Origin of the sequence: Mycobacterium sp. E3298 (assembly GCF_001666895.1) — a bacterium.
Classification (GTDB): domain Bacteria; phylum Actinomycetota; class Actinomycetes; order Mycobacteriales; family Mycobacteriaceae; genus Mycobacterium.
On sequence record NZ_LZJB01000575.1, the window covers coordinates 18,603 to 34,848 of the forward strand.

The following is a 16,246-nucleotide window of genomic DNA, read 5'->3' on the forward strand; positions in this document are numbered from 1 at the left end:
GTCGAACGTCCGCCCACCGCGAACGTGCGGCCCGCGGCCAGCCACGGGTGCAAGTTCGGCGAGATGACCGAATTCCATTCCGGTTTCGTGTGTTTGGTCGGCAGACCGAACACCGGCAAGTCGACGCTGACGAACGCGCTCGTCGGCTCCAAGGTGGCGATCACCTCGACGCGGCCGCAGACCACCCGCCACACCATTCGCGGCATCGTGCACCGGGAGAACTTTCAGATCATCCTGGTGGACACGCCGGGCCTGCACCGGCCGCGGACACTGCTCGGCAAGCGGCTCAACGACCTGGTGCGCGACACCTACGCCGAAGTCGACGTGATCGGCCTGTGCATCCCGGCCGACGAGGCGATCGGTCCGGGGGACAGGTGGATCGTCGACCAAATCCGTTCGACCGCACCGAAAACGACCTTGATCGCCATCGTCACCAAGATCGATAAGGTGCCCAAAGATCGGGTGGCCGCGCAGCTGGTCGCGGTCAGTGAACTGGTCGGCGACTCGGCCGAGATCGTCCCCGTGTCGGCCGCCACCGGTGCTCAGGTGGACGTGCTGATCGACGTGCTGGCCGCGGCGTTGCCGGCCGGCCCGGCGTACTACCCCGACGGGGAACTGACCGACGAACCCGAGGAAGTCCTGATGGCCGAGCTCATCCGCGAGGCCGCCCTGGAGGGCGTTCGCGACGAGCTGCCGCATTCGCTGGCGGTCGTCATCGACGAGGTGAGTCCCCGCGCGGACCGCGACGACCTGATCGACGTGCACGCGTTGCTTTACGTCGAGCGCGACAGCCAGAAGGGCATCATCATCGGCAAGGGTGGGACCCGGCTGCGCCAGGTGGGTACGGCGGCGCGCGGCCAAATCGAGAAGTTGCTCGGCACCAAGATCTACCTGGACCTGCGCGTGAAGGTCGCCAAGAATTGGCAGAGCGATCCCAAACAGCTTGGCCGGCTTGGTTTCTGAAACAGACGCGGCGACCCGCTGCGCTCGGCTTCCGCTGATGGCGGCGACCCGCTGCGCCCGGCTTCGCCGCGCTTGCGATCGCCGCGCCCGCGATCGCCACCGCCGCGCGTGCGATCGCCGCTAGGCGAGCACGCGGATTGTCTGCAGCGACGGATCCGCCGCGTCGGGAACGTTCATGCCGGCGCGCACACCGGAACACAGGTAATCCAGCACCGCGTCGTTGAGTCGCTCGCCGGGCACCACCGCGGGAATCCCCGGCGGATACGGCGTGCACTGCTCGGCGGCAACGCGGCCCGCGGCCCTGTCGGTGGGAACTTGCTCGACGCGCATCCAACTGTGGAGCACCAGATTGGTCCACGGCGAACGGATACCCGCCTTGCCCTCGGCTATGCGATCGCCTCGAGTCATGCGTGTTCGCGCACCGCCGCAAGCGAATTCAACTTTCGAGGATGTGCCGCTTACCGGTTCACCCTCGCGGCGGCGGGGTACCGGCTACCGGCGGCGCTCCCGTTTCGGCGTTCCACCACACCGTCGGTTGTTTGGTCGACCATCCGCACACGGCCTCGAGCTCGGCGGCCAGCGAGATCAGCATGCCCTCGCTGTTGGCCGGCCCCATCAGTTGCACCCCGATGGGCAACCCCTCGGAGGTGAACCCGGCCGGCACGTTGATCGAGGGCCAGCCCAGCACGTTCCAGGGAAAGGTCAGCGGGCACGCGGCGATCATCGCGCGGTCGGTGCCGAAGCTGCTCAGCCGGTCGAAGGCGCGGGCCAGCGGTGGCGGTTGGGCGGTTGTCGGAGCCAGGACGACATCGACGATGTCGAAGATCGAACCCACCCGACGCTGGGCGGCGGCTTCGTGCCGGCGTGCGGTGCGCAGAATCGCCTGACCCAGCACATGGCCCATGCGCAGGTTGGCCACCGTGCGAGGGTCGAGCACCACCCCGTCGCCCAGCCGCTCCTCCCAGTCCCGCAGGCCGGCGGTGGACCGGGCGAGGAAGTCCCACGACAGCCGCAGGCCGTAGTCGGGATTGCCGGGAACGACGGTGTGGCCGAGCAACTCCAGTTGCTTGGCCACGGCACGCGTCGCGGCCACGATTTCCGGGTGCAGCTTGGGCCGGAAACCGGTGTACGGGAATCGGGTCGACAGCGCGATGTTGAGCGGTCCGGGTGCGATGCCGACATAGTCGGACGCGGTGATCGGGGGCGGCTTGTGCCGGTCCCCCTCGACGTTGCCCGACGCCGCGTCGAGCACGAGCGCCGCATCGGCCACCGTGCGGGCCAATACCCCATTGACCGTGATGCCGTTGAACGCATCGGGCAGCGGCCAGGTGGAGATGCGGCCGCGCTGCGGCTTGATGCCCACCAGGTGCGTCCAGGCGGCGGGGATCCGGATGCTGCCGGCCCCGTCGGAGCCGAGCGCCGCGGTGACCAGCCCCGCGGCCACCGCGGCGGCGCTGCCCCCCGACGAGCCGCCGGGGGTGTGCCGTCGCGACCAGGGGTTGCGGGTGTGCCCGAAGCCGGGGCCGCTGGTGAAGGGCCACTGGCCGAGCTCGCAGGTGTTGGTCTTGCCGACGATCACCGCGCCGGCGGCCCTGAGGCGGCGGACCACCTCGGCGTCGTGGGTGGCGGGCGAGACGTAGCCCTCCGTGCCGTACGCGGTCGGCACTCCAGCAACGTCGACGTCGTCTTTGACCGCGATCGGGATGCCGAGCAACGGCGCCGTGTCCCCGGCTGCCCGTCGCCGGTCGGCCGCCGCCGCCGCGGCCAGCGCCGACTCGGTGAGCACCACCCGGAAGGCGTTCAGCGTCGGCTGGCTCGCATGGATGGCGTGCAGGGACCGCCGCACCAGTGTGACCGATGTCACGGACCGATTGGCCAGCTGATAAAGCAGGTCAGTCAACGTGGGCAGGCGCTGGCCACCGGATCCGAAAACGGACCCAGGACCTGACTCGGAAGCGCCAATCACGGGGTACGAGACTAACCGGCGCGGATACCAGCATTGTCGCGGCGGGGTGCAAAACTATTGTGATGCGGCTGTATCGAGACCGGGCTGTGGTTTTGCGCCAGCACAAGCTCGGCGAAGCCGACCGGATCGTCACCCTGCTTACCCGCGATCACGGCTTGGTTCGCGCAGTGGCGAAGGGCGTTCGTCGCACCCGCAGCAAATTCGGCGCACGCCTGGAGCCATTCGCACACATCGACGCGCAGCTGCATCCCGGCCGCAATCTCGACATCGTCACCCAGGTGGTTTCGATCGACGCGTTCGCCACCGACATCGTCAGCGATTACGGCCGCTACACCTGCGGGTGCGCGATGCTGGAAACCGCCGAACGCCTCGCCGGTGAGGAGCGGGCTCCCGCCCCGGCCCTGCACCGGCTCACGGTGAGCGCGCTGCGGGCGGTGGCCGACGGCCGCCGGTCCCGGGACCTGCTGCTGGACGCCTACCTGCTGCGCGCCATGGGCATCGCCGGATGGGCGCCGGCGCTGACCGAGTGCGCGCGGTGCGCCACACCGGGACCGCACCGGGCGTTCCATGTCGGCGCCGGGGGCAGCGTGTGCCCGCACTGCCGTCCGGCCGGTTCGACGACACCGCCGCCGGGCGTGCTGGACCTGATGTCCGCGCTGCACGACGGCGATTGGGAGTTCGCCGAAAAGGCCACGCAATCGCACCGCAGCTACGTCAGCGGGCTGGTGGCCGCGCACCTGCAATGGCACCTGGAGCGGCAGCTCAAAACGTTGCCACTGGTGGAACGGACGTATCACGTCGACCGCACCATCGCCGAACGACGCGCAGCAGCGCTGATCGAGCAGGATTTGGACTGTGGCTAGCAAGGCCGAGCGGAAGTCGGCGTCCGCCGCCTTCCCGCAGCTGCCTCCCGCCCCCGACGACTATCCGGTCTTCCCCGAAAGGTCGACCTGGCCGGTGGTATTTCCCGAGCTGCCGCTGGCCCCAGGCGGTGGCCCGAGCCGGCCGCCACAGCACATCTCGAAAGCGGCGGCGCCCCGGATCCCGGCCGACCGACTGCCCAATCATGTGGCGATCGTGATGGACGGCAACGGCCGCTGGGCCACCCAACGCGGGCTTACCCGTACCGACGGCCACAAGGCGGGCGAGGCGGTCGTCATTGACATCGTCTGTGGCGCAATTGAAGTGGGGATCAAGTGGCTCAGCCTGTACGCCTTCTCCACCGAGAACTGGAAGCGTTCACCCGAGGAGGTCCGTTTCCTCATGGGCTTCAACCGCGATGTGGTGCGCATGCGCCGGGTGAACCTCAAGACCATAGGGGTCAAGATCCGCTGGGTGGGTTCGCGCCCACGCCTGTGGCGCAGCGTGATCAATGAATTGGCGATCGCGGAAGAGATGACCAAGGACAACGACGTCATCACCGTCAACTACTGCGTCAACTACGGGGGCCGCGCCGAAATCGCCGAAGCCACAAAAGAAATCGCCCGCTTGGCAGCCGCGGGCCGGCTGAACCCCGAGCGCATCACCGAGGCGACGGTGGCGCAGCACCTGCAGCGACCCGACATCCCCGACGTCGATCTTTTCCTGCGCAGCTCGGGGGAGCAGCGGTCCAGCAATTTCATGCTGTGGCAGGCCGCCTATGCGGAGTACATCTTTCAGGACAAACTGTGGCCCGACTACGACCGCCGCGACCTCTGGGCTGCCTGCGAGGAATACGCTTCTCGCAATCGAAGATTCGGAAGCGCGTAGTGGGGACCGCAACGGGTCCTCACGGAGAGGATCCGATGCCATCACTGCAGGATCGTCTGGCGTCGGTGCTCGGCGAAGTCCTTCCGGTCGAGGAGGAAACCGACGGGGCCCTGACCGTGCGCCATCGGGGGACCATCGCCTCGTTACGGGTGGTGAACATCGCCGACGACCTCGACCTGGTGTCGTTGACGCAGGTCGTGGCGTGGGATCTGCCGCTGACCAAGAAGATCAGCGATCAGGTAGCCAGACAGGCCCGCGAGAGCAACTTTGGCAGCGTCACGCTCGTCGAGAAGATCAACGATAAAGCCGTGCAACGTAATTCGGGCAAGAGCGCTGCCAAAAGCGCCGACGTGATGCTGCGCTATAACTTTCCCGGCGCCGGCCTGAGCGATGACGCGCTGCGCACTCTGGTTCTGCTGGTGCTGGATTCGGGCGCCGGGATACGTCGCACGTTGACGGGTTAGGGCCCTAGGACACCGCCGATTCGGTCAGGGCGACGGTGACCGATTCCCGGCCGTTGTCGCCGACGCGGGTCCGCAGCAACGAGCCCAGGCGATCTCGATCGTGCCGAGCCGGTCGAGTCGAGTCGACGAACCGCTCGACGACCTCGACGAAGCGATCCGGGTCGTCCTTGAACGGCATGTGCCCCGAGTTTTCGAAGATCTCCAAGCGTGACCCGGGTATCGCGTCGTGGGCTCTCCGGGCATGGTCTACCGGGATCACGAAATCGTCCTCGCCCCAGATCACTTGCACCGGAATGGGTTGCGCCAGATAGCTTCGGTCCAGCATTGTCACGTACTGGCCGCGCCGGTCCACCACCGAACGCAAGGTGCGCGCGAACGCCGAGAGTGCGCGCGGGTCCCGGAAGCCCTCGAGCAGATTCACCACATCGCCGATGTCGTGCCCGAGGCTGGTGGGGCCCAGCACGGTCGCCATGGCCCGCCCGAACAGTCGCATCGCCGGCATCACGCCCGGAATGCGCAGCATGGCCAGGGCCTCGCTGCCCATCGGCATCGCCGCCAACCGCAGGGCCATGCTTACCTCCTGGGCCACGCCACCGCTGCTGACCAGCACGATGCGCTCGACCAGCTCCGGGTATTGATAGGCGAATTGCATTGCCACACCGCCACCGAACGAATGCCCGACCAGGGTGACGCGATCGATGTCAAGCGCGGCAAGCAGGTCTCGCATGCCGTTCGCGAAGGCCGCCAGGGAGTAGTCGGCGCGTGGTTTGTCCGATTCCCCGTGTCCCAGCAGATCCGGTGCGATCACCGTAAACCGCTGCGCAAGTTTGGCGTGTACGGGCTCCCATGACGTGGACTTGTCGCCGACGCCGTGGATCAGCAGCAGGGCCGGTCCCGACCCGGCGACCCGGAAGGCGCGCCGGTGGCCATGGATGGTGCGAAATTGCAGTGACGGAGCCCCGACGTCGCGCACGGGCCGCAGATGGGGCGATGGGTGGTTCCGCATGGTGCTCACTTCCCTGGAGTTCTTGCTTGGCTCGGCCCGTGGGCCACTCATCGGGTAGGAGCACGCGGCGGGCGCGTGTCGGACACTTTTTCTTCAGAACTTTTTTCAGACGTGCCGCGGTCGGTCGGCCCGGGTCAACCTACGACCCGCACTGTGAACACGTGCCGAAGATCTCGATGGTGTGGCTGACGTCGGAATAGCCGTGCTTGGCGGCGATTTGCGCCGCCCACTGCTCGACCTCGTGGTCGCCGACTTCGATGGTGGAACCACAGCTGCGGCACACCAGGTGGTGATGGTGATGCTCGGAACACCTACGGTAGACCGACTCACCGGTGTCGGTCCGCAGCGTGTCGACCATTCCCGCCGCCGCCATGGATTGCAACGTCCGGTAGACGGTGGTCAGCCCAATGTTCTCACCGCGGCGGCGAAGCTCGTCGTGCAACTCCTGCGCCGAGCGGAAGTCGTCGAGGGTGTCCATCAGCGTCGAAATCGCCGCTCGCTGCCGGGTCGAACGCACGCTCGTGCCGGTCAAAGCGTGTCCTCGCTCGCGTGCGCGACGGCGTCCACCACGATGTGCGCCAGGTGGTGGTCGGCAAGCCGGTACAGCACCTCGCGGCCGGACCGTTCGCCGGTGACGACGCCGGCGGCCTTGAGAATCTTCAGGTGCTGGCTCACCAGTGGCTGCGGCACACCGAGCGCGTCGACCAGCTCGTGCACGCAGCGGTGGGATTCGCGCAGCTGCAGCACGATGGCGATCCGCACGGGTGCGGCGAGCGCGCGCAGCAGCTCGCCGGCGGCGTCGAGGATCTCCCGCGGCGGCGGCACGGGGTAGTCGGCCAGTGCGCCGGACCCGGTTCCGCCGTGCTCGTGGGCCACCACGCTCAGGTCACCCGCGGTGGTCGGCATCGGGGAAGGCGGAGAGGGGGACATCGCCATGGGAGAGAGTCATCACCTCGGAAAGTGCCAGGTTGTGGGCGGGATCCGCCGGGAGGTCTCGCGGGCGGCCGACCTCCACTGTCACATGCATGATGACGCATGTCAAAGACCCCGGCGCCGATCGTTACCATGACTGATGCTCTGCGCGCGGCGGTCGATCGCCGCGCGTGCCCGATCAAACCCGGAAAGGGAGTGCACCACGCCGTGGCGTCCGTCATCGACACCGTAGTCAACCTGGCCAAACGGCGCGGCTTCGTCTTTCCCTCGGGCGAGATTTACGGCGGCACCCGCTCGGCGTGGGACTACGGCCCGCTGGGCGTGGAACTCAAGGAAAACATCAAACGGCAGTGGTGGCGGTCGGTGGTCACCGGGCGCGACGACGTAGTGGGAATCGATTCGTCGATCATCCTGCCGCGGCAGGTCTGGGTGGCGTCCGGCCACGTCGAGGTCTTTCACGATCCGTTGGTCGAGTGCCTGAACTGCCACCACCGGCATCGCCAGGACCACATGCAGGAGGCCTACGCGGCCAAAAAGGGGATCGACGACCCCGACACGGTGCCGATGACCGAGATCGTCTGCCCGGATTGCGGCACGAAGGGCCAGTGGACGGAGCCACGCGAGTTCAACATGATGCTCAAGACCCACCTCGGGCCGATCGAGACCGAGGAGGGTCTGCACTATCTGCGCCCGGAGACCGCGCAGGGCATCTTCGTAAATTTCGCCAACATCGTCACCACGGCGCGCAAGAAACCGCCATTCGGCATCGGCCAGATCGGCAAGAGTTTTCGCAACGAGATCACGCCGGGCAACTTCATTTTCCGAACGCGCGAGTTCGAGCAAATGGAAATGGAGTTCTTCGTCGAGCCTTCCACCGCGAAGGAATGGCACCAGTATTGGATCGACACCCGGCTGCAATGGTATGTCGATCTGGGTATCGATCCGGAGAATCTGCGGCTGTTCGAGCATCCCCCGGAGAAGCTTTCGCATTACTCCGATCGCACCGTCGACATCGAGTACAAGTTCGGATTCGCCGGCAACCCGTGGGGCGAGCTGGAAGGCGTCGCCAACCGCACCGATTTCGACTTGTCAACCCACGCAAAGCATTCCGGTGCCGACCTGTCCTACTACGACCAAGTCAGCGACACCCGCTACACCCCCTACGTCATCGAACCGGCCGCCGGTCTGACGCGGTCCTTCATGGCGTTTCTGATCGACGCCTACACCGAGGACGAAGCGCCCAACGCCAAGGGTGTGCTGGAGAAGCGCACGGTGCTGCGGTTGGACCCCCGACTGGCCCCGGTCAAAGCCGCCGTGCTGCCGTTGTCCCGACACGCCGACCTGAGCCCGAAGGCCCGTGATCTGGCCGCCGAATTGCGGGCATGCTGGAACATCGACTTCGACGACGCCGGCGCGATCGGGCGGCGCTACCGGCGCCAGGACGAGGTGGGGACGCCGTTCTGCGTGACCGTGGATTTCGATTCGCTCGAGGACAACGCCGTCACGGTGCGCCAGCGCGACGACATGACGCAGGATCGCGTCCCGATGAACGCCGTGGCCGACTATCTCGCCGCACGGCTCAAGGGCTGCTGACCGGCGGCTGTCCGCGTTCTCAGGACACTTGTCCGGTTAGTCGGCGCGCTCGCCACGCCGGGGTATTAAACGTTTGATAAAAAGCCGCTTCTGGGTAGCCGATTGGCTTAGGCTCATAAAGCGAATGTTGCTCACGTGTCTAGTCGGCATGGGTGGTGTCGGGTTCGTATGCGTGTAGTGGGTGCCGTTGACTCGGTCGGTGGGTTGGGGATGTCGTGATTCCAGCTTTTCTTTTCTTCCCCCCCGAGATCAACTCTGCCCTGATGTATGGCGGCGCCGGACCCGGCCCATTGTTGACGGCGGCCGCGGCCTGGGAATCATTGGCGGCTGACCTGGCGGCCGCGGCGGCGTCGTTTGAGTCGGTAGTGACGGGAGTGGCCTCCGGTCCCTGGACCGGTCCGTCGTCGGCGGCGATGCTGGCGGCGTCGACGCCGTACCTGCAGTGGCTGATCTCGGCGGCGGGGCAAGCCGAGATGGCGGCCGCCCAGGCGACCGCGGCGGCGGCGGCGTACGAAGCGGCGTTCATGGCGACGGTGCCCACGCCGGAGGTCCTGGCGAACCGCATCCGATTGCTCATGCTGATCGCGACGAACTTCTTCGGCCAGAACACCCCGGCGATCGCGATGACCGAGATCGAGTACATGGAGATGTGGGCCCAGGACGTGGCCGCGATGGTGGGCTATCACATCGGGGCGCAGACCGTGGCGGCGACGTTGCCGACGTTCAGCATCCCGCCGACGCTGCTGAGTGGCTTGGTGACGGCGCCGCTGAGCTTCGCGTCCCAGGCTTTCGGGGCCTTCTCGTCGCTGGGCACCGCATTCGTGTCCGAGCTGCAGTCGGTGTTGGGGGCGTTCTTCCCCGGCCTGTCGTCGGTGACGTCGTTGCTGTCGTCGATGCCGGTGACGACGATGACCGCGCTGGCGCCGATCGGGATGTACCCGGCGAGCGCGCTGATGTCCCCGATGATGGTGCTGGCTCACAGCGCGGGACCCGTCGCACCCGCGGCGGCCGGCGTCACCACGGTGGCCGCCGAAGTGCCGCACGCCGCCGCGGGCGGCGTCCAAGGGCTGCAGTCGGCCGGCGGGCTGGGCGTTGCGACCGCCGGGTTGGGCACCGCCCGGTTCGTGGGATCGATCACCGTCCCGCCGACCTGGGAGGGGTCGATGCCGGTGCCGGCGGTCTTGACCAGCCTTGCCGTGCCGGCCCTAGGCGCCCAACTGCCGACGCCGATCGCGACCGGGACAACGTCGTCCGCGCCGTCCGCGGCCTCGGGTTCTGCGCCGGCCATGGCCATGGCGGTCGACGATCGGGGCGCGGACGGCGACAAGACCGACAAGAGGGGACGCCGCGGCGGCGAGAACCCACACGTAGTGCAGTCGCGGCCCAAGGTGGTGCCGCGGACGAAGGGCGGCTAGGGCTGGCTCCGCGCTCTGGGCGAGCCAGGAGAGGCTAGCGTCGCTAGCCACCATGGGCTCGGCGCTCGGAGCGAATGCGCGGGACACCGTCGTCGTGAATCGCGCCAATTGGCAAGGGTTTTGCGTTCGGCCGGCGCGGTATTTATCGCGTCGGTCCACCCTCCACGGCTTGGGCCCGCAAGCCGCGCGTACGCTGCGCAGAAGCAAATCCACGTTTTTCCGGTATTTGCCCCAGGTTTGGCTTACGATGTGCCTGCTTGGTGTTATTGGGTTCGGCCACAGCGTCCGACAACGGCTGTGGAAGGGGGCAACATGCTTTTGCCTCTTGGTCCGCCGCTACCAGATGACTCGGTGTCGGCGGTTCGGGGTGAGTCGGGGATGCTCGGTGGCCTGTCGGTTCCGCTCAAGTGGGGCGTGGCCGTGCCGCCGGATGACTACGACCACTGGGCACCGAAGCCGGATGTGAGCGCCGACGCCATCGACACGGTGGCCGACGCCCCGGCCCCGGCCGTGATCGCGGAGACCAATCAGTGGAACGACTGGCAGCGGTGGGAAGGCGAGACGGAACCCCACTTCGAGATCCCGCGCACCGGCGGTGTGATACCGCATTCACCGGCCGCCGGCTGACCCTCTGGCGGCACGCGAGCGGTTCAGAATCGGCCGCCGCCACCCATGAAGCCGCCGCCGGACGACCCGCCGAATGACGTCGGACTCCAGCCGCCGAACCCTCCCCGCATGCCTCCACTGAGGACATTGCCGATGATGATTCCGCCAAGCATCGCGCCCATGTCGCCGCCCCCGCCACGAGTGACGGCGCGCTGAGCCGATTGCACGTCGGCATTCGCCAACGCCTGGGCCTGGGCGGCCAGCGTCGACGCCGCGTTGGCGTGGGAGATCGCGTCGGTTGGGCTGGTCGCCCGCTTGTCCCGCGCGGCCTGTAGGTGCCGTTGACCTTCGGCGAGCCGGGTGCGGGCCTCGGGGCCGACGCTGCCGCGGCGGGTGTCGATGTAGTCGGAGACCGCCCGCACCCGGGACTCGGCGGTGAACAGCGCCTGCTCCAAGGAGCGGTTGAGCTGCTCCGCGGCGGCCTGCTCCCGGGCCAGGGTGACCAGCAGCCCGTTGAGGTCGGCATCCGCCCTGGCCAACTGGGCGAACGCGCCCAGCGGGTCGGTGGATGCCCCGGCGCGCGCGACGTCGACCGCCCGGGCGGCCGCATCGCGCGCCGCGATCAGGTCGCCGGTGTGTGCGGGCATGTTGGGCTGCGCTTTGTGCAGTAACTCGTTGGCGCGCTTGATGTCCTCCTGAATGTCGGCCATCGTCGACGGCAGCCGATCGATGGCGTGCTGAATGTCGGTGGCCGCGTTGTCCACCGAGTCGAGTAGAGCCCGGGCCTGCCCGAGCGCGGACTCGGCCGCGCGGACGGCGTCCACCAAACCGGCCTGCCGGCCGCCGACGGCCTCGGCGGCCAAATCCCGGGCGGTGCTGATGTTGCGGTCGGCGAATGCCAGCCGCTCCTTAGCCGCCGTGGCGTTGCCGGACACCGAAGTCAGTGCGGCAGCGTCGAATTGGCCATGCAACTCGGCCAGCCGCTGTTCCGCGGGATCGATGCGGGCGGTGAGCTCGACGTACTGCTGGGTGAGCGCGTCGAGCCGCGACGGTGCGTTGATCACCAGGTCGCGCAGGTTCTCGAAGGCCTCGGTCTGCGACTCCAATTCGCGGTCGGCGCGCGCTGCCGCCACGACTACCCGGGTGAGCAGCTCTCGGCGCTGCGCGGGCGTCTCGGGCACGCTGTCGTCGAGCTGCTGCCGGACCGAGAAAGCTTGGGACAGCGTGGCTTTGGCGTTGTCCACCGCCTCGGTGAACGGCCGGGTCCGGTCCGCGCCGAATTCGGTGATCGCCAGGTCGAGTTCGTTCGCGCTGGTCCGAACGGCGTTGTCGACCTCCACCACCAGCGCGCGTGACAGGTCGTCGAGGGCCTGCAGCGGCACGGAGGCCAGCGCATCGACGTCGGTGGGGTCGACCCGCCGGGCGGCGGCCAATTCGGCCGCACGCCGCCGACGACCGCGGTACCGCATGACCAACAGCAGGGCCGCCAGCGCGACGAGAATGACGGCCAGCGTGACCAGCAGGGCCACCCGGCCCGACGAGCCCGGCGACACGTTGAGCCCGTTCGCCGCCGCGACCGCCGCACCGCTCCAGTCGCCGTTGTGCAGGGCGGGTTCGATCTTGTTGTGCCGCAAGTCGTCGACCTGGCGTGCGTTGACGCTCTTGACCGTGGATGGCACCAGGAACGCGTACGCGCGGCCGGTGGTGGCGACGGCCAGCAGGGCGTCATAGTTGCTTAAATCGCTGGCGCGCATCGTGTCCTGTGCCCAGCTCACCGCGCTCTGGCCGGAGAAGTCGTCGACGTAGACCACCCACAGCCGGATGTGGCGATCCGCGTAGAGCCTGCCCACCGCCGACGTGACCGCGGCGCGCCCGGAGTCCGAGAGGGCTCCCGCGTTGTCGGTGACATAGCCCGCCAGCCGGAAGGGCGGTTGCGCGTCGGCGGCGGGGGCCACGAGCAGGCCGCCGCCCAGACCGATCGCCAGGATCGTCGCGATCACGCCAAGCAGGCGAGCAGTGCGCATGACGCCAATTTAGCCTCGCGACAATGCCGGCAAATAGCGGTGCACGGGAGCAGTCCCTGCCCCCGCAATCCCTGGCAGACTGTGCGTCGGTGACCACGAATCGGCAAGACCCTTACGACGACTTCGACCGTCAACGGCGGGTACGCGAAGCGCCGAAGACTGCGGGTTTGCCGGGGACGGAAGGCCAGCACCGCACCGACTTCGCCCGCGACCGCGCCCGGGTGCTGCACAGCGCCGCGCTGCGGCGGCTGGCCGACAAGACCCAGGTTGTCGGGCCGCGCGAAGGTGATACTCCGCGGACCCGGTTGACGCACTCGCTCGAGGTCGCCCAGATCGGCCGGGGGATGGCGGTCGGCCTGGGCTGCGACCTCGACCTGGTCGAGCTGGCCGGTCTCGCCCACGACATCGGCCATCCGCCCTACGGGCACAATGGCGAGCGCGCCCTCGATGAGGTCGCCGCCGACTACGGCGGCTTCGAGGGGAATGCCCAGAACTTTCGCATCCTGACCAGCCTCGAGCCGAAAGTGCTTGACGAACAAGGCAATAGCGCGGGGCTCAACCTGACCCGCGCATCGCTCGACGCGGTCACCAAGTATCCGTGGTTCCGTCGTGAACACAAGCGCAAGTTCGGGTTCTACGACGAGGACCGCGAACCGGCGGCCTGGGTGCGCGCCCGCGCGCCCGAGGGTCGGATGTGCCTGGAAGCGCAGGTGATGGACTGGGCCGACGACATCGCGTATTCGGTCCACGACGTCGAAGACGGCGTCGTCTCCCAGCGCATCGACCTGCGCGTGCTGGCCGACGACGACGAGGCGGCCGCGCTCGCCAAGCTGGGCGAGAGCGAATTCTCCAGGGTCAGCGCCGACGACTTCATGGCCGCCGCGGCACGGCTCTCGGGACTGCCGGTGGTCGCCGCGGTCGGCAAGTACGACGCCACACTGGCCGCCTCGGTCGCGCTCAAGCGGCTCACCAGTGAACTGGTCGGGAGATTCGCCTCGGCGGCCGTCGCCACCACCCGGGCCGCCGCCGGTCCAGGGCCGCTGGTGCGCTATCGGGCCGACCTGTTGGTGCCCGACCTGGTGCGCGCCGAGGTCGCCCTGCTGAAAATCCTGGCGCTGCAGTTCATCATGTCCGATCCGCGGCATCTGGGTACCCAGGCCCTGCAGCGCGAACGGATCCACCGGGTGGCGCAGTGGCTGTATTCCGGGGCGCCGCAGACGCTCGACCCGGTGTTCGCCGCGGCGTTCACCACCGCCGCCGACGACCGCGCCCGGCTCCGGGTGATCGTCGATCAGATCGCCTCGTACACCGAGGGCCGGCTGGAACGCATCGACGCGCGCCAGGCCACCGGTTAGCCGCGCGTCATCCCTCGGCGGCGTCGTCGCCACCGCGGACTAGGCTGCCCGGCATGACCAAATTCAGCGGTATCGCCACCCTCGCGGTGGGGCTTCCCGTCGTCGCCATGACCGCCTGCAGCTCACCTCAACATGCGAGCACCCAGCCCGGCACCACCCCTCCGGTCAAGAGCGCCCCGCCGGCGTCTTCGGGCGAGACGACGACCGCGGCGCCCAACGGCGAATCGCTCAGCGCGCAACTGAAGACGCCGGACGGGCGGTCCGTCGCCACGGCGACGTTCGACTTCACCGGCGGGTACGTCACCGTAACGGTCAAGACGGTGGCCGGCGGCATCCTGTCACCGGGCTTCCACGGCCTGCACATCCATCAGATCGGCAAGTGCGAGCCCAACTCCGTCGCCCCGACCGGTGGTGCGCCCGGGAACTTCCTGTCCGCCGGCGGCCACTACAACGCGCCCGGGCACACCGGCAAGCCCGAAAGCGGCGACCTGACGTCGCTCGAGGTGCGTTCGGACGGCTCGGCCTACCTGGTCACCACCACCGACTCGTTCACCCGGGACGTGCTGGTGGGCGGCGAGGGCAAAGCCTTGATGCTGCACGGCGCCGAAAACACCGACAACGCCATGGAACGGGTGGCATGCGGCGTCATCGGAACGGGATAGCCGGCCGGCTCGGCGCCCTAGACTGAGCCGATGTCCAGCCCGGCAGGTTCGTGGGGTCACCGCCCGCGCGCGGGCGACGATGACGCCCGGCCCAGGGGCCGGGGCCGCATTCCCGATCGGGACATCGCCGCCATCCGCGAGCGGGTCCGCATCGACGAAGTCGTCGGCGACTACGTCCAATTGCGGCGCGCCGGTGCCGATTCCCTCAAGGGACTGTGCCCGTTCCACGACGAGAAGTCGCCGTCGTTCCACGTTCGCCCCAATCACGGACACTTCCACTGCTTCGGCTGCGGCGAAGGCGGCGACGTCTACGCGTTCATCCAGAAGATCGAGCACGTCACCTTCGTGGAGGCGGTCGAGTTGCTCGCCGACCGGATCGGTCACACCATCAGCTACACCGGGCCGGCGACCAGCGTGCAGCGCGATCGGGGCAGCCGCAGCCGCCTCGTCGCGGCCAACGCGGCAGCGGCGGAGTTCTACGCCGCGGCGCTGGAATCCGACGAGGCGGCCCCGGCCCGCCAGTACCTGACGGAGCGGAATTTCGACGCCGACGCGGCGCGCCGCTTCGGCTGTGGATTCGCCCCGTCCGGATGGGATTCGCTGACAAAGCATTTGGTGCGCAAGGGTTTCGAGTTCAAGGAGCTGGAAGCGGCCGGCCTGTCGCGGCAGGGGCGGCGTGGCCCGATCGACCGCTTTCACCGGCGGCTGCTGTGGCCGATCCGCACCGCGGCCGGCGAGGTGATCGGGTTCGGCGCCCGCCGGCTGTTCGACGACGATCCGATGGAGGCCAAGTACATCAACACGCCCGAGACGCTGCTGTACAAGAAGTCGTCGGTGATGTTCGGCATCGATCTGGCCAAGCGCGACATCGCCAAGGGGCATCAGGCGGTCGTCGTCGAGGGCTACACCGACGTGATGGCCATGCATCTGGCCGGGGTCACCACCGCGGTGGCGTCCTGCGGCACCGCGTTCGGCGACGAGCATCTGGCGATGCTGCGCCGGCTGATGATGGACGACAGTTTCTTCCGGGGCGAGCTGATCTACGTTTTCGACGGCGACGCGGCCGGCCGCGCGGCCGCGCTCAAGGCCTTCGGCGGCGAGCAGAACCTGGCGGGACAGTCCTTCGTCGCGGTCGCCCCGGACGGCATGGATCCTTGCGACCTGCGGTTGAAATCCGGCGATGGCGCGCTGCGCGACCTGGTGGCGCGGCGTACCCCCTTGTTCGAATTCGCGATCCGCACCGCGATCGCCGAGATGGACCTGGACAGCGCCGAGGGCAGGGTCGCCGCGCTGCGGCGCTGTGTGCCGATGGTGAGCCAGATCAAAGACCCCACGCTGCGCGACGAGTACGCCCGCCAGCTAGCCGGCTGGGTCGGCTGGGATGACGTGGCCCAGGTCATCGACCGGGTGCGCAGCCAGGCCAAGAAGTCGCCGGCCCCCGCCCGGGGCGATCCGGAACCTATCGGTTAACAGCCGAACGCTCTGCCAATTGAGCTACAGGGGATCAACC

The 16,246-nt window shown here is 68.2% G+C and carries 14 protein-coding genes, 1 tRNA gene and 2 pseudogenes; 10 read left to right on the forward strand and 7 right to left on the reverse strand.

Features of this window, described 5'->3' with window-relative positions; translation table 11 throughout:
• Positions 1-63: 63 nt before the first annotated feature.
• Positions 64-963: a GTPase Era gene (era, locus tag A9X05_RS26225; protein WP_067785072.1), complete on the forward strand. Its 900-nt coding sequence runs from the start codon at positions 64-66 to the stop codon at positions 961-963.
• A gap of 120 nt (positions 964-1,083) precedes the next feature.
• On the opposite strand, the pseudogene A9X05_RS26230 reads toward era, so the two are convergent.
• Both A9X05_RS26230 and A9X05_RS26235 read right to left on the reverse strand, forming a co-directional pair.
• Positions 1,084-1,290: pseudogene (locus tag A9X05_RS26230) on the reverse strand (ornithine decarboxylase); the annotation flags it as partial.
• 139 nt (positions 1,291-1,429) lie between these two features.
• Entirely contained in the window at positions 1,430-2,929 is a 1,500-nt protein-coding gene (locus tag A9X05_RS26235) for an amidase (RefSeq protein WP_067785063.1), read from the reverse strand.
• 62 nt (positions 2,930-2,991) lie between these two features.
• Here A9X05_RS26235 and recO point away from each other — a divergent pair, with 62 nt between their 5' ends.
• Genes recO through A9X05_RS26250 form a run of 3 tightly spaced genes read left to right on the forward strand, consistent with a single transcriptional unit; the run spans position 2,992 to position 5,142 of the window.
• Complete coding sequence (gene recO / locus A9X05_RS26240; RefSeq protein ID WP_067748417.1) at positions 2,992-3,792, forward strand: DNA repair protein RecO; 801 nt, start codon at positions 2,992-2,994, stop codon at positions 3,790-3,792.
• Positions 3,785-4,678, forward strand: a complete 894-nt coding sequence (locus A9X05_RS26245; protein ID WP_067748419.1) for a decaprenyl diphosphate synthase — start codon at positions 3,785-3,787, stop codon at positions 4,676-4,678. Before recO ends, A9X05_RS26245 begins: the two co-directional genes overlap by 8 nt.
• Before the next feature lie 35 nt (positions 4,679-4,713).
• Complete coding sequence (locus A9X05_RS26250; protein ID WP_067748555.1) at positions 4,714-5,142, forward strand: hypothetical protein; 429 nt, start codon at positions 4,714-4,716, stop codon at positions 5,140-5,142.
• Positions 5,143-5,146: 4 nt separating this feature from the next.
• On the opposite strand, the gene A9X05_RS26255 is transcribed toward A9X05_RS26250, so the two are convergent.
• From A9X05_RS26255 to A9X05_RS26265, 3 genes are all read right to left on the reverse strand, one after another.
• Positions 5,147-6,148: an alpha/beta fold hydrolase gene (locus A9X05_RS26255; protein WP_067748558.1), complete on the reverse strand. Its 1,002-nt coding sequence runs from the start codon at positions 6,146-6,148 to the stop codon at positions 5,147-5,149.
• Positions 6,149-6,287: 139 nt separating this feature from the next.
• Entirely contained in the window at positions 6,288-6,680 is a 393-nt protein-coding gene (locus A9X05_RS26260; protein ID WP_082950230.1) for a Fur family transcriptional regulator, read from the reverse strand.
• Positions 6,677-7,054 (reverse strand): helix-turn-helix transcriptional regulator, encoded by a 378-nt coding sequence (locus A9X05_RS26265; protein WP_197499206.1) that lies wholly within the window; start codon positions 7,052-7,054, stop codon positions 6,677-6,679. The genes A9X05_RS26260 and A9X05_RS26265 overlap by 4 nt, the downstream gene beginning before the upstream one ends.
• 222 nt (positions 7,055-7,276) lie before the next feature.
• Here A9X05_RS26265 and A9X05_RS26270 point away from each other — a divergent pair, with 222 nt between their 5' ends.
• From A9X05_RS26270 to A9X05_RS26280, 3 genes are all read left to right on the forward strand, one after another.
• Positions 7,277-8,674 carry a glycine--tRNA ligase gene (locus A9X05_RS26270; RefSeq protein ID WP_067748561.1) on the forward strand — a complete coding sequence of 466 codons (1,398 nt, stop codon included), beginning with the start codon at positions 7,277-7,279 and terminating at the stop codon, positions 8,672-8,674.
• A 215-nt stretch (positions 8,675-8,889) separates the two neighbouring features.
• The gene (locus A9X05_RS26275; RefSeq protein ID WP_067748425.1) at positions 8,890-10,089 is read left to right on the forward strand and encodes a PPE family protein; all 1,200 of its coding nucleotides are present in this window, start codon (positions 8,890-8,892) and stop codon (positions 10,087-10,089) included.
• Between the two features lie 378 nt (positions 10,090-10,467).
• Positions 10,468-10,716 carry a hypothetical protein gene (locus tag A9X05_RS26280; RefSeq protein ID WP_067748427.1) on the forward strand — a complete coding sequence of 83 codons (249 nt, stop codon included), beginning with the start codon at positions 10,468-10,470 and terminating at the stop codon, positions 10,714-10,716.
• Positions 10,717-10,739: 23 nt separating this feature from the next.
• Here the strand turns inward: A9X05_RS26280 and A9X05_RS26285 are convergent, their stop codons facing one another.
• Complete coding sequence (locus A9X05_RS26285) at positions 10,740-12,719, reverse strand: YgcG family protein (protein ID WP_067785066.1); 1,980 nt, start codon at positions 12,717-12,719, stop codon at positions 10,740-10,742.
• A gap of 89 nt (positions 12,720-12,808) precedes the next feature.
• Between A9X05_RS26285 and A9X05_RS26290 the strand changes: the two genes are divergently transcribed.
• The 3 genes and pseudogenes from A9X05_RS26290 to dnaG all read left to right on the forward strand — a co-directional run.
• The gene (locus tag A9X05_RS26290; protein ID WP_067785069.1) at positions 12,809-14,074 is read left to right on the forward strand and encodes a deoxyguanosinetriphosphate triphosphohydrolase; all 1,266 of its coding nucleotides are present in this window, start codon (positions 12,809-12,811) and stop codon (positions 14,072-14,074) included.
• A gap of 53 nt (positions 14,075-14,127) precedes the next feature.
• Entirely contained in the window at positions 14,128-14,736 is a 609-nt protein-coding gene (locus tag A9X05_RS26295) for a superoxide dismutase family protein (protein WP_067748433.1), read from the forward strand.
• Between the two features lie 30 nt (positions 14,737-14,766).
• A pseudogene (dnaG, locus tag A9X05_RS26300) lies at positions 14,767-16,167 on the forward strand (DNA primase); the annotation flags it as partial.
• 2 nt (positions 16,168-16,169) lie between these two features.
• Here the strand turns inward: dnaG and A9X05_RS26305 are convergent.
• Positions 16,170-16,239: transfer RNA gene (locus A9X05_RS26305), tRNA-Asn, on the reverse strand.
• Positions 16,240-16,246 lie beyond the last annotated feature (7 nt).